Source organism: Salinicoccus halodurans (assembly GCF_900114445.1).
GTDB classification, from domain to species: domain Bacteria; phylum Bacillota; class Bacilli; order Staphylococcales; family Salinicoccaceae; genus Salinicoccus; species Salinicoccus halodurans.
Window position 1 is genome coordinate 172,814 of the sequence record NZ_FOTB01000006.1, and the last position, 14,439, is coordinate 187,252.

12 protein-coding genes are annotated in these 14,439 nt (G+C 41.5%); 3 read left to right on the plus strand and 9 right to left on the minus strand.

Features of this window, described 5'->3' with window-relative positions; all coding sequences use genetic code 11:
- Positions 1-35: 35 nt before the first annotated feature.
- Genes menB through BM271_RS13135 form a run of 4 tightly spaced genes read right to left on the minus strand, consistent with a single transcriptional unit; the run spans position 36 to position 4,658 of the window.
- Complete coding sequence (menB, locus tag BM271_RS14210) at positions 36-854, minus strand: 1,4-dihydroxy-2-naphthoyl-CoA synthase (protein WP_046790520.1); 819 nt, start codon at positions 852-854, stop codon at positions 36-38.
- Between the two features lie 3 nt (positions 855-857).
- The gene (menH, locus tag BM271_RS14215; protein WP_046790521.1) at positions 858-1,640 is read right to left on the minus strand and encodes a 2-succinyl-6-hydroxy-2,4-cyclohexadiene-1-carboxylate synthase; all 783 of its coding nucleotides are present in this window, start codon (positions 1,638-1,640) and stop codon (positions 858-860) included.
- Positions 1,630-3,297: a 2-succinyl-5-enolpyruvyl-6-hydroxy-3-cyclohexene-1-carboxylic-acid synthase gene (gene menD / locus BM271_RS13130; RefSeq protein WP_046790522.1), complete on the minus strand. Its 1,668-nt coding sequence runs from the start codon at positions 3,295-3,297 to the stop codon at positions 1,630-1,632. Before menD ends, menH begins: the two co-directional genes overlap by 11 nt.
- Entirely contained in the window at positions 3,294-4,658 is a 1,365-nt protein-coding gene (locus BM271_RS13135; protein WP_046790523.1) for an isochorismate synthase, read from the minus strand. Before BM271_RS13135 ends, menD begins: the two co-directional genes overlap by 4 nt.
- A 120-nt stretch (positions 4,659-4,778) precedes the next feature.
- Between BM271_RS13135 and BM271_RS13140 the strand changes: the two genes are divergently transcribed.
- A complete protein-coding gene (locus tag BM271_RS13140; protein WP_046790524.1) occupies positions 4,779-5,696 on the plus strand; it encodes a 1,4-dihydroxy-2-naphthoate polyprenyltransferase in 918 nt (305 codons plus the stop codon).
- 39 nt (positions 5,697-5,735) lie between these two features.
- Here BM271_RS13140 and BM271_RS13145 read toward each other — a convergent pair whose 3' ends face one another.
- Positions 5,736-6,245, minus strand: coding sequence for a hypothetical protein (locus tag BM271_RS13145; RefSeq protein ID WP_046790525.1), 510 nt, complete (start codon positions 6,243-6,245; stop codon positions 5,736-5,738).
- Between the two features lie 156 nt (positions 6,246-6,401).
- On the opposite strand from BM271_RS13145, the gene BM271_RS13150 reads away from it, so the two are divergent.
- Positions 6,402-7,019, plus strand: a complete 618-nt coding sequence (locus BM271_RS13150) for a hypothetical protein (RefSeq protein ID WP_046790526.1) — start codon at positions 6,402-6,404, stop codon at positions 7,017-7,019.
- Positions 7,020-7,077: 58 nt separating this feature from the next.
- Entirely contained in the window at positions 7,078-7,857 is a 780-nt protein-coding gene (locus BM271_RS13155) for a class I SAM-dependent methyltransferase (protein ID WP_046790527.1), read from the plus strand.
- A 249-nt stretch (positions 7,858-8,106) separates the two neighbouring features.
- Here BM271_RS13155 and BM271_RS13160 read toward each other — a convergent pair whose 3' ends face one another.
- Genes BM271_RS13160 through fadD form a run of 4 tightly spaced genes read right to left on the minus strand, consistent with a single transcriptional unit; the run spans position 8,107 to position 14,415 of the window.
- Positions 8,107-9,294, minus strand: a complete 1,188-nt coding sequence (locus tag BM271_RS13160; RefSeq protein WP_046790528.1) for a thiolase family protein — start codon at positions 9,292-9,294, stop codon at positions 8,107-8,109.
- Positions 9,295-9,326: 32 nt separating this feature from the next.
- Positions 9,327-11,585: a 3-hydroxyacyl-CoA dehydrogenase/crotonase FadB gene (gene fadB / locus BM271_RS13165; protein ID WP_046790529.1), complete on the minus strand. Its 2,259-nt coding sequence runs from the start codon at positions 11,583-11,585 to the stop codon at positions 9,327-9,329.
- Between the two features lie 52 nt (positions 11,586-11,637).
- Positions 11,638-12,843, minus strand: a complete 1,206-nt coding sequence (fadE, locus tag BM271_RS13170; RefSeq protein ID WP_046790530.1) for an acyl-CoA dehydrogenase FadE — start codon at positions 12,841-12,843, stop codon at positions 11,638-11,640.
- Between the two features lie 48 nt (positions 12,844-12,891).
- Complete coding sequence (fadD, locus tag BM271_RS13175) at positions 12,892-14,415, minus strand: long-chain-fatty-acid--CoA ligase FadD (protein ID WP_046790531.1); 1,524 nt, start codon at positions 14,413-14,415, stop codon at positions 12,892-12,894.
- Positions 14,416-14,439 lie beyond the last annotated feature (24 nt).

A 14,439-nucleotide genomic window follows, 5' to 3' on the forward strand; every position in this document is an offset into this window, starting at 1 on the left:
TAAAAAAGCCCATCATCAGATGGGCGGGATAAAACTTATGGGAATCTTGGGAATTGACCGAAATCCGGTTTCCTTTTTTCTTTGAACGCTTCTCTTCCCTCTTTTGCTTCATCAGTTGTGTAGTAAAGCAGTGTTGCATCTCCAGCCATCTGCTGTAATCCTGCAAGGCCATCTGTATCTGCATTCATACCCGCTTTCAGAAGACGCAGTGCTGTCGGAGAATGCGCCATCATCTCTTCACACCACTGCACTGTTTCATCTTCCAGCTCATCCAGAGGAACAACAGTGTTTACAAGTCCCATATCCAGTGCTTCCTGAGCATCATACTGTCTGCAAAGATACCAGATTTCACGTGCTTTCTTATGTCCGATGATTCTAGCAAGGTAACCTGCGCCATAACCGGCATCAAATGAGCCTACTTTCGGACCGGTCTGACCGAAACGTGCATTGTCTGCGGCGATTGTCAAATCGCATACAACGTGCAGTACATGACCACCGCCAATCGCATATCCTGAAACCATTGCAACCACCGGTTTCGGAATGACACGGATCAGACGCTGAAGATCCAATACGTTCAGACGTGGAACGTTATCTTCGCCCACATAGCCGCCATGTCCACGGACTGATTGGTCTCCGCCTGAGCAAAATGCCATATCGCCCTCACCTGCAAGCACAATCACTGCTACATTCTGATCGTCTCGGGCTCTTGTAAATGCATCAATCATCTCAGTCACTGTAAGTGGTGTAAAAGCATTGCGTACTTCAGGACGGTTGATCGTCACCTTCGCAATACCGTTATAAAATTCATACTTGATCTCTTTATACTCTTTTAATGTCTGCCATTCTCTAGCCATTGTTCAGCCTCCTATTAAAAACTCTAATATTATTATACCAAACTTATCCGCTGCTTCCATATGAATGTTATGTCCTGTCTCCGGAACGATTTCGAATTGGGTATTTTGCAGCAGCTTTTCCATTTCCCGATTAATCGATACGAACTTCCCATCTTTTTCACCCGCAATAAGAAGCACGGGGGTGACGATCGATGAAAGGCTTTCCCAATACGATTTTTGAATGCCGCTGCCGTATCTGACCAGACTGTTCGCAGCCCCTTCAGGATTTTGGGCCAGCCTGTTTTTCCTCTGGCTCTCCTGAAGTTTCTTATCCATGGAATTTTGTGTGCTGAACAGCCCCATCTGCTCCCATTCATTGATGAATGAAACGTAGTCGGATGACATTCGCTCCGCCCGCTCACAATCCAGCTGAAATCTTTTTCGCCTTTCTGCCGGGTCACTGATACCGGGTGAAGTACTTTCAAGCACTGCCGATTGTACCATATCCGGATGATTCACCAGAAATGAAACGGCGACCCTGCCCCCCATAGAGTAGCCGATAACGTGAACCGGCTTGAGACGCAGAGACTCTACAAGACCCGCAAGACTGCGGGAAATATCCTCCATGGTGTATTCACCCCGGCCCGGTGTCTTTCCAAAACCGGGCAGGTCCACACTTAAAATATTGAAATGTCCCCTCAGATGACGCGCAACGACTTCCATGCTCGTCATGTCTGATAAAAAGCCATGCAGCAGCAATACTGTTTCGTCGTTGCCCGTATTGTCGAAATTATAATTAAATTCCAATGGCTCTCACCATTTCCCCTATTTCATTTTTAAGCTTCTGATGCTCCTGCAGATTTTTATCTCTGTCAGTTTTGATCTCTATCATGTTTCTGCCCGACCTGTTCAAAAGCTGGACATCGAGTTCATTTACATCAGTAACTGCGGAATGATTAAAATCATACAATGCAGCCGTATGCTTGAAATCAAGATCAAGCGGTGTCCCGAACAACCGTTCAAAATGGTCTTTTTCCGCATACTGCGGCAGGAAGCTGAAAATCCCGCCGCCATTGTTGTTGAATACGATGATATTGATATCTATATTTTCGAGTTTTGCCATCAGAAGCCCATTCATGTCATGATACAGTGCAACATCACCGATGATCAGGGTCACCGGTCTTTTGACGGCTGTGCCAAGCGCTGTTGAAACGACACCGTCGATTCCGTTTGCACCGCGGTTCGCAAATATGGAATGTATATTCAATGTGTCATACCGCTCTACATCGCGAATCGGCATGCTGCTTGAGAGGAAGAAAGTTGTAGTTCCTTCAGTATTTCGAATGATGTCATACGTAAAACGGCCTTCATCTGTAAAGCCATTGATATTATCATCAATATGCCTACTGATGGAAGCATCGATATCCGTCAGCCAATTTTTAAATGCTGCCGTCCCGGATGAAAATTCCACATGTTCCAATGTATCTTTTATCTCTCCGATATAGGATGCTTCTGGTGCTACAGGATAAGTTTTAACATTCTGCAGTTCGCTGATCACATACTGGGGGATATGTGTTGCCGCAAGGAATTTATTGGCCGCTTTTGAAGTCAGCGGCTCTCCGATTCTAAGTATGAAATCAACATTCTCTTCTACAAATCCGAACTGCTCTTCGCTGAGTGCATTAAATATCAGATCATGATGTGTGACTGCATTTTTCAAAGTTTTGCGCAAATGCTGTCTCGGATCAACGACGATAGTGAGATTGTCTCTTTCGATCATCCTGGCAATGCCTGAAATATCCGCTTGGGTTTCACCGATGAATAAAAGCCCTGTACCGTGGAACACGTCAATGGCACCATCCACCATTTTGTAAACTGGCATCCGTTTTTTCGGGCGGTTGAATAATTCAAGTTTTGTCACGTCCGGCATTAAAGGCTCACGCACAGGAACGTTGATATGGACAGGACCGGTATTTATTCCTGTAAAGAAAACGGAACACTGAAGAATTTTTGCCTCTATGAGTTCCACTGCAGATTCATGCATATCCGCAAGCGGAAGTTCTGTAAAGAATTTTACATAGTTCCTGTACATATTATTCTGTGATATGGACTGTGGTGCTCCTGTATCCCTTAATTCATGCGGTCTGTCTGCTGTCAGCGCAATCAAAGGAATATGGCTCAGATCCGCCTCAGCGATAGCCGGAGTATAGTTCGCCGCGGCAGTTCCGGAAGTGCAGATGATGCCGACAGGTGAGCGCTCCGCCTTTGAAAGCCCCAGAGCAAAGAATGCCGCACTCCTCTCATCAGGATGCACATGCGTCTTAATATTGGGATGCAGTTCAGCTGCAATCGCTATAGGTGTAGAACGTGATCCCGGACTGATGACGACTTCCTCCATACCGTACGACCATAAAACGTCTACGAGTGTGAAAACCTGCCTTGTCAATAACTCCTGATGATTCATTCGCTATTTGCCTCCAGTACATTCAACATCGGCGTGAATTTAACCTGTGTCTCTTTGAATTCCTTTTCACTCGAAGAACCTTTGACGATGCCGCACCCTGCGAATAGTGTCGCGCTATTAGCCCGCACAAGCATCGATCTGATTGATACGACGAATTCACATTCATTGTCTTCATGAATGATTCCGACAGGTGCTGCATACAATCCACGTGTACCGTATTCTTCATTCATGATATACTCCCTGGCTTTTTTCTTCGGCAACCCGCCGACGGCCGGTGTCGGATGAATCGCATCGAGCAGTTCAAACACTCCTGTGCCATTATTCAGTGTCGCTTTGATCGCAGTATGCAGATGGTAGATATATTTATTCTCAAGGATTCCCGGTTTCGGATCGTATTCCACCCAGTCACTGTATGGCTCAAGATCACTGACAATGGATTCACGAACGAGTTCATGTTCATAACGGTTTTTCTCATCATTCAGGAGAAATGATTTTTGATGTTCATCCTGTCCTTCATCATGCGTTCGTTCTGCTGAACCGGCAATCGCATTTGTCCGCAATTTATCCTCTTTGACATCAAATAGTTTCTCAGGGGACTTGGAAATGAATGTCGACTTGTTCTTTTCATAGTAAATCGTGTATGTGCCTTTTTCATTATCCAATCTTTCCAGCAAAAAAAGCGGGTCGGCCGGAGACTTGAAAGTAATCAGCCTCTGTCTCGCCAGCACCACTTTCCTGAAATCCGTTTCGTCCAGAACATCCACTGCCTGGTCGACAAGCGCCTTCCATTCATTTGGAAATAGATCCTTTTCCATATTGATTACAGGTTTGCCGTCGATAAGTACTTCCGTATTTTCAATTGTCTTAAGTTCTTCGACAATATAAGCAAGTACAGTCTGCAAATTCACTTCTGAAATACTTACAGTATAAAAAAGCACACGGTTTTTTAAATCAAACTGCCATTTCGGCAAATGGAATTCCACCATGGCAAAATCATTCCATTCATCGGTGGTATCCTTGCTGTCAAAACGCGTGCCTCCGAAAAGGCTCAGGCGGGAAAGGATCCCTTCTTCCAGTTTGACCTTTTGAATTTTATCGTATAATTCATCTTTTTCACGCGATAAAGATGATGCAGAATATTTATCTCTTCTGATTGATTCCAGGTAACCAATTCCAACAATATTATAAGTTTCATCTTTCGAACGGAACCAATACCTGTTTCCCAGTTCAGATTCGAAATGGGAAAAAAGTTTCTTCTCGTCAATTTCCATATCAAAAATAGGCAATTGCAGAGTAAGATAAGTTTTATCCGAATTCAAACTTATATCATCCAGAATAGTTTGATACGCTTCCAAGTTCATTGATACACACTTCTTTCAGCATAGTTACCTTTATTTTATCATTTATTCATATTGGTGTGTATCGTATATAATTAAATGTGTTAAAATTGTTATCATATTTAATCATAAAGGAAGATGGTCATGCAAGGGACAGAAACACATACCGGTATCAAAAAATATCTCAGTCTCACCCGCCCCCACACACTGACGGCAGGGTTCGTACCTGTTTTAGTCGGTACTGCAAGCGTACTGCTTTTTGCGCCGATAAGATGGGACATGTTCATCGCAATGATGATTGCAACACTGCTTATCCAGTCGGCCACAAACATGTTTAATGAGTATTTCGATTTTAAAAGAGGGCTGGACAGTGAAGAATCAGTGGGGATCGCAGGGGCAATTGTACGGAACGGCATGTCACCCCGCTCTGTTTTGACGATAGCCGTCTTGTTTTATATCGCTGCCGGTCTTATCGGCATTTACATCGCTTTTAATACATCACTCTGGGTACTGGTCATCGGTGCCGTCTCAATGGCAGTCGGATATCTCTATACAGGAGGACCATTTCCGATATCATGGACACCGTTCGGTGAAATATTCGCTGGTTTCTTCATGGGAACCGTCATCATCATGATCACGTTTTTCATCCATACAGGCACTCTGCACTATTTCCCGCTGCTGATTTCAATACCGGTGGCAATTACGATTGGTCTGCTAAATATGGCCAACAACATCAGGGATCGTAAAAAAGATAAAGAAAGCGGCAGGAAAACATTCGTCATCCTTGTCGGCAAACCGTTCGCAGTCATGACTACTGCAGCACTGCTGGCGTTCTGCTACATCTTTATTTTCTGGATTGCCATATTTAAACCATTCGGCTCAGTCTTTTTACTTCTCACACTCCTTTCAATTCCTCTGTTTATAAAAACAGTGCGGCTGATGTGGAAAGGAAAAACGCCAGACGAACTCATTCCGGCGATGGCTTCCATGGGAAAATTGAATACGATCTTCGGACTGCTGCTCACAATCGGTTTAGTGATTAACGGAATAACAGGAATATGATTAAAAAGGCTGGGAAAATTTTTCTCAGCCTTTTTGCATTTATATATACCTGTTCTCCTGCATTTTTTCATGAAAATCACGCATACAACCAAAATGATTCGGATTGATATTACGGATCGTCTTACTTCGGACTGTGCCTGTTTTATTCTTCAGCCTGATGAATAAAACACCCGAATTGTAATCATCAGATGAATAGCAGCCGTCATTAAATTCGAATGAAACAATTTCTTTAAAGGGATAGACATTCAAAGACCACTGCTGATTATCCTCGTCCAGCTTAAGTGCTGAAGTATGCACAAAAATAATTTCATCCTCCATCAGAAGATACAGACCAACTTGCGTCAAATTAAATCTGCATGTACCGATGCAATGAATCACTTTCGATTTATAGCTCTCATACTCCAGATGATCAAACAGATATTTTTCAGCTTTAATTAGAAAATTCAGTTCATAACCTTTAAAATCATCCAGTTTCCCAGTTATTTCAGACAGCGGCTTAGGGAGGGCGATCTCATCCAGGTGCAGATTGATTTCATGATAAGAAAACATAGGCATTCTCCATATTTGTAATTTAATTTACTTTTATTATACCTCATTTGATAAAAAAAATAGAATATTAACTATTTCAAATACCGAAATAATATTGATTATTGAAATAATTGTATTATACTTATACTGTATCTATATTTTAGGGGGTAAAATATTATGAGTTTGAAGAAATATCTGCTTGCGGGCGGGTTGTCCACAGTACTGCTGCTGGCCGCATGCGGAGGCGCAGATTCTTCTGAAGAAGATGGGACAGAAGAAAACTCAGGTGAAGAAACTTCAGAAGATTCCGGAAATGATGAAAGCACAGATGTCTCCTACTCCGGGCAATACGGTGAGTATAATGTATTAGATTTCAGCCAGTATTCAATCGAACCGCCGGAAGGTGAAAACGAAGAAGAAACTTCAGAGGGCGAAGAAACAGGACCGACAGAAGTCGTCGTAATTGAATTTGAGTTCACAAACAACTCAGATGTTGCCACAGCTCCACAGGAAGCCTTCGGACTTGATCTCGCTGTCAGACAGATGGACGGTGATTCAGAAGTGCCGCTCGATAACCTTACGATGGATCTTCCTGAAGACTACGAGAAAAGCGAAGAAGCCACTGCAGCCACTGAAATGATAGATCCGGGGGAATCTGCAACAGCAGTCGTAGCCTACGGCCCATTGGATCCCGAACTTGAAACAGTTCTGCAGAGCCGTGAAAACCCTATGGCAGAAGAAAGTTCAGAACCACTCGACCACACTATTGAATTAGAAGGTTCATCAGAAGAATGACATTCCAATCATACCTCCTGCTTTAAAACAGGAGGTATTTTAAATAGGCAGGTAAAATATGATAATCACTACAGGTGGCAGGTCAAACCAAAAATCAGTACAGCAGGCCCTTACTCTGGCGGACAAATACGACTATCCCTACATAGAACGAAACAAACAGAGCACCGACACTTTATTCAACATACATCAGACCGATATCGCCATAGTAGGAAAAGAAAGATTAACGATCATCCCCTTTTCAACAAAAGAACCGATATACTTCCACCCTAGCCTTTCGATGATCAGGGCAAAACGGTTGCTCAAGGGAGAAAAGGATACTTTCATAGAAGCAGCCGGAATAAAAGAAAATATGAGTGTATTGGACTGTACTATGGGGCTTGCATCAGACAGCATCATTGCGAGTATGATCACGAATAATAAAAATACGGTCACTGCACTCGAAGCCAATCCGCTGCTCCATATGATGGTAACCGAAGGATTAAAAATCTACCATAGTAATACTATAGAAATCCAAGAAGCAATGAGGCGGATCAAAACCATTCATGTGAATCATACCGCTTACCTCAAGTCCCTCCCCGACAACAGTTTCGACATCGTATACTTCGACCCCATGTTCAGGGAAACGATTGAATCTTCCAGCGCCATCAGAAAAATCAATGAGCAGACTTTTAAGTATGACCTAAGTTCTAAAACAGTGGAAGAAGCAAAAAGAGTCGCAAAACAACGCATAGTATTAAAAGACCATTGGAAAAGTCAAAGGTTTGAAACGCTGGGGTTCGAACGTATCAAAAGAAAAACAAGCCAGGTGAATTATGGAATTATAGATATGGGTAAATGAATGAAATAATAAACTTAAAATAATGTTCAAGTTAATGTGTTGAGGAAACTAATCCATTTAAATATTACACACATTCTAATGACGATTTTTTAAATATATCATTTTCCTTTTTTATGAATCTAAAAAACACCAGGTTTGACTAACCTGGTGCAAATAATTTCTTCATTAATTTTTAATGTACCAGTGTCTCTTATATTGTATACATTCATGAAATACACAATCATAATGATATACTAACATGATGTTTAACTATCTAACATATTCAAATATGCCTGCCGCGCCCATACCTACTCCGATGCACATGGTTACCATGCCATACTTGGAATCTGGTCTTTTTTTCATTTCAGCAAGCAGTCTGGCTGTCAGCATTGCACCTGATGCTCCAAGAGGATGACCTAGAGAAATCGCTCCTCCATTAACATTCGTTTTATTAATATCTAATCCTGCCTGTCTGATTGAGGCGACAGTTTGTGATGCAAATGCTTCATTCAGTTCAATCAGATCCATATCATCAACAGTTAGACCGGATAATTTTAGTACTTCCGGAATGGCATAAGCCGGCCCGATTCCCATGACTTTAGGATCCACGCCGACTGCCTTGAAACCGACAAACCGTGCAACAGGTGTAACGCCCAATTCTTTAACCTTGTCTCCGGACATCACAACTACAAAACCTGAACCGTCTGTTAGAGGAGCGGATGAACCGGCTGTTACTGTCCCATCTGCTTTGAATACAGTAGGTAACTTCGCTAAAGTTTCCATGCTTGTATCCGGACGCACAAGTTCGTCAGTTTCAAATACGTCTTTTGTCACTACGGGACCGTTATTATCATATGAGACTTCATTTACATCAATTGGAATGATTTCATCATCAAATCTCCCTGATTCCTGGGCACTTTTAGCACGTTGGTGACTCTGAACAGAATAAGCATCCTGATCTTCCCGTGATACTTTATATTCTTCAGCTACCATCTCGGCAGTCAGACCCATTGGATAGGACACTCCAGTATCCTCATCCTGAAGCAATGGATTGTTGGTCGGCTCATTACCTCCCATTGGGACAGCACTCATCAATTCAACTCCCCCGGCCACTAGAATATCAGCCTGGTCAGACTTGATCTGGTTAGCTGCGATCGCGATTGTTTGAAGTCCTGAAGAACAGTAACGGTTCACAGTCTGACCAGGAACTTTGTTGGACATCCCGGCAAGCAACGCAATCGAACGTGCAATATTTTGACCCTGCAAGCCCTCAGGAAAGGAATTCCCGACGATAACATCCTGTACCATATCGGGATTGAATTGACCATCCACTCTACCAAGCACGCCTTTTAATACTTGTGCTGCCACCTCGTCCGGTCTTTCGTGGGCCATTGCACCGTTTAATTTCCCTCTGCCAGCTGCAGAACGTCCATAAGCTACTATATATGCATCTTGCATTAACTTTCATCCTTTCTCTGTTTCCACGATTTTTAATTTCGCAAAGGCTTGCCTGTATCCAGCATATGAGTAATTCGATTGTAAGTTTTTTCGTCTTGTAACAGCATTAAGAATTTTTGCTTTTCAAGTTTTTGAAGGTACCTTTGATTAATATACGTGTTACGCGGCAGATCTCCTCCGGATAAAACATCTGCAACACTCAAAGTGATTTTATAATCATGATCACTTATAAAGTTTCCAACGCGTTGAGCATCTAATTGTCCTTGAGCGAGCGCTTTATAGTCTCTGCCTAAAGCAAAATATTTTAATTCCGGTTTTGGAACGTAATTGGTTTCCGATTCAAACCGTGCTCTATTTAATGCAACTTCCACTCTTTTCTCTGTATTCAATATAATTGTGTCAGTATCTCTCAAATAACCATACCGCAGCGCTTCATAAGCGTTCGTTGATACTTTTGCAAAACCTACAGTAGTCAGTACTTTAGTCATCGATTCCTGTTTATCATTGTGCTTGTGGGAGGCCCCAAGTATCCGGTCTGCCATTTCGGCAAGCCCCCCACCGCTTGGCAGCAGTCCAACTCCCGCTTCCACGAGTCCCATATATGTTTCACTTGCAGCTACTACAAAAGGTGAATGAAGAATCAATTCACAACCACCGCCCAGAGATTTCCCCTGAACTGCAGTAACAACTGGTTTGAGTGCATATTTTAAGCGGTTGAAACTCTCGTGCAGTTTTTCAATCGCCGGGCCCACGGTCTCTTCCACTATGTTTTCTTCATGTGCTTTTTTCATCAGATATAAGTTGGCACCGACACTAAAGTTATTTCCATCTGCATATATCACCATGCTTGAGTAATCCTCATTTTCCAAAAGATCGATTGATTCAATTAAGTCATCAGCAAAGCCGTCTGTAATAATATTATTCATACTTTGTAATTTCAATATCAGTTGGTCTCTATTTGCAACAGCAAGTTTGGAGTCTTCCCTATTCCATATTTCACTCTCTATAAACTCTGATACTGGTGTCACACGCTCAATCGACTCACCTTCGGAATAAAAAGGCGTATTGCGCTCTTCTATCCATTCTGGTAATTCTCCCATTTCCTTTTGCATGCGTTCTTTAACGCGCTCGAAACCCATCAGATCCCAAAGTTGGAATGGCCCTTTTTTCCAGTTGAACCCCCATACCACTGCACGGTCTATATCTTTAAAATCTGTTGCCGCTTTTGGTACATTCAAAGCACAATAGTAGAAATTGTTTCTAAGGGTTTCCCATAAGAATCTTCCCGCTTCATCTTCCGCGTTATAGATTGCATTCATATTCTCTTTTAAGTCTTTACTGAAACTGCCCAGCAACTCAAATTCCGGTTTTTCCGGTTGTACATATTCATTGCTTTCAGGATCAAAAACGAGAAGTGATTTCTTTTCTTTTTTATAAAATCCCTGCTTGGTTTTTCTGCCCAATGCACCATTTTCCATCAGTTTTTCTGCAATTCTTGTATTATGGAAAAACTCTTTTTCTTCCGGAATTTGCTGCAGACCTTTAATCACTGTTACCGCAATATCAAGCCCTACCAGATCCACCAGACCATACGTACCAAGACTTGGACGCCCGATACTCCGCCCCGTCAATGCATCGACTTCTGCAATCGAGAAGCCTTTTTCTTCTGCACGATACATAACGTCATTCATTGTCTGTGTTCCTACACGGTTAGCAACAAATGCAGGCACATCATTTGCTATGACTACACCTTTTCCCAGCACATCTTCAGCAAACGCCTGTGCTTTATCTATTACTTTCGAATTTGTTCCAGGACCAGGGATCACTTCTACAAGCTTCATGATACGAGGTGGGTTGAAGAAGTGCATACCGAAAAATCTTTCCTGCTCCTTATCATTAAATACTTTGGATATGGCCTTGATTGGAATACCTGAAGTATTTGTTGCAAATAAGGCATCATCTTTGGCAACACTTCTCACCTGGTCCCAAATTTCATGCTTTATATCCAATTCTTCTTTTACAGCTTCGATAAAGATATCCGAATCATTCCGCTCGGATAGATCCTCTTCAAAATTGCCATAAGTCAAATTAGAGGCAAAGTCTAAATTAAATAATTGCGGTTTTTTCGAATCAGTTATCATATCATACGATTTTTTTGAAATTTTGTTTGGATTATTTTCATCAATCCTCATGTCCAACAACTTTACTTTTAAACCTGCGTTTACAAGCAGTGCAGCAATTTGACTGCCCATCAGTCCTGCACCTAAAACGGTTGCTTTTCTTATCATCATGAAATAACCTCCATATTTTTTGTATCTGAAATTCATTTACCACTCACGCTGATTAAATAAAAGCAGAGTCACCCGTTAATGCTCTTCCAATAACCAGTGCATTAATTTCGTGAGTTCCCTCATATGTGTAAACCGCTTCTGCATCAGAGAAAAATCGCGCAATATCATATTCGGCAAGAATGCCATTGCCTCCTGTAATCCCCCGTCCCATTGCAACAGAATCCCTTAATCTTAAGGCGTTCATCATTTTTGCAGTTGAAGTGGCCACTTCATCATATTCCCCATTCTCCTGCATCCGGGCCAATTGCGCAGATAAAGCCATCGCATGAGATAAGTTCCCCTGCATCATTGCCAGTTTTTCCTGTATTAATTGATATTTACTGATTTCTTTGCCAAACTGTTTACGTTTTGTCACATAATCCAGTGTAGCCCTCAAGGCTCCGGCCAATGCTCCTGTTGCCATATAGGCCACACCCGCACGTGTTGAATACAACACTTTCGCAATATCTTTAAAAGTATTAATGTTTTGTAATCTGTCTTCTTCTTTTACGACAACATTGTTTAAGTGAATATTGGCATTCGGAATGATTCTTAAAGCGATTTTATTTTCGATGATATCTATATCCACACCGTCTTGTTCAGGTTTAATTATAAAACCTTTAGGTTTACCTGTATCCACATCTACGGCAAAAACTGGAATGACATCTGAAAGATTGGCGCCGCCAATCCATTTTTTCGCTCCGTTTATAATCCATTTATCTCCCTCGCGCTTAGCCGTAGTTTCTAAACCACCAGCTACATCCGATCCATGTTCAGGTTCGGTTAGAGCAAAACAAGTTCTCAGTTCATGGGACTGTAACTTTGGTACATAGTATGCCACCTGTTCTTTACTGCCGCCAAACAGAAATGCATTGTGTCCGAGCCCGTGATGTACCCCAAGCACGGTTACCAGTGATACATCAAATCTTGCAATTGTATATGACAGAAAGAACTGAAACATTTGACTTGTTGTTCTCGCGCCTTCTCTACCTTCAAAAAGCAATGGATTATTAAAGTAATTCAATTTCCCCATATCGTTGAAAAAGTCTTCAGGCACCGTTGCATTGATCCAGTGTTCATTGATTGAATCACGGTACTTTTCTTCTAACATATCATTGAGTTGTTTTAGAAATTGAACTTCTCCTTCTGTTAATTCTTTAGAAATACTTAATAAGTCTTCCGGATATAATTCCTTTAGCAATTCTTGTTTTGTTGACATATTATGTCCTCCATCTCTTTATGATAACGCTTACAAAATATAACTTGTTTAAGCTAATTCATCTTCCTGCTTTTCTGCCTGTGCTTTTTGGTTCATCATTTTTTGCAATGCCATTCTGTCAGGTTTTGCAGTTGAGTTTAATGGAATCTCATCGAGTTTCAAATACATTTTCGGTATTTTGTATCCTGCCAGACGCTCCCTCACATATTCGTCCAATTTAGAGTCGAACTCCGAATCATCTTCTTGCAAAACTACTACAGCAGAAACGGATTCTCCAAATTTAAGACTCTTATACCCCACTACTACAGTTTGCCGGACAAGCGGGTGTTCTGATAATACAGCTTCCACTTCGGACGGGAGGACATTTTCACCACCTGTAATAATGAGTTCCTTCTTCCGATTGATGATGAATACATCCCCCTCTTCATCTTTTCGGGCTAGATCACCAGTGAGAAAATAACCGTCTGCAAATGATTTTTCTGTTTCTTCCGGTTTATTCCAATAACCTGGTGTAACGTTTTTGCCTTTTACAGCCAGTTCCCCTATTTCACCAGTTTCAACGTCGTTATGATCTTCATCCACAATACGCATATCCACATACATAACAGGTTTGCCAATACTCATTGGTTTTTTGATTGCATTATGTGGTGTATTAACCATGGCAAGCGGTGCTTCGGTTAAACCATATCCATTGATTAATGTGTAACCCATACTTTCGAATTTTTTCTGTACAGCCGGGAGGGGCACAGAACCTCCTTGTATTAAAAATTCAATATTTTTGAAATTCTTAATATCAAAATTATCAGCTACTAACATGCCATAATACATAGTTGGTATCAGGATTAAATAATTCGGCTGGTACTTTGCCATGAGCTCATTTAATTCCCCACCGTCGAAATAGCGATGCAGAATCAATGTTCCGCCTGCCATTATTAAAGGCAGAGCTAAATCATTAAATCCTAGTACGTGAAACATTGGAGTCGATATAATCGTTGAATAACTGGAATTTATTTTATAAGTTAATGCTGTATTAATCACATTACTGACAAACGAATCGTAAGTGAACATAACCCCTTTTGGTAAGCCTGTCGTTCCGCTCGTATATATTAAGGATGCAAGGTCATCGCTTTCTACATCAACACTTTTAAATGGCCGATGGTGTTCAGGATTAACAATTTCATCATATTCCGGTGAATCAATATCCATATGGATCAGCTGTTCTGGAATCCCTTTCAGGGATTCCAGATGATTTGAGGCATAAAAAATCAACTTGGCACCAGAATCAGAAATAACACTTTCAATCTCCATAGGCTTCAGCCGCCAATTTATAGGCAGGAAAACAGCTCCCATTTTAAAAGAAGCGAATAACATATCTAATATTGCCACATCGTTTGGTGCAAATATACCAACGACATCCCCACGTTTTATTCCCTGATCCTGCAAATAATTCGCTAAATTCTCAGCACGGATGTTTAAATCCTGATACGACCATTCCGTCCCTTTTCCAGGGTCAATAACTGCCGCTTTCACTTCGTCATAATTTGATCTTGTTTTAATCCAATCATAATTCATATTTATCTTCCCCTTTGTTAATAT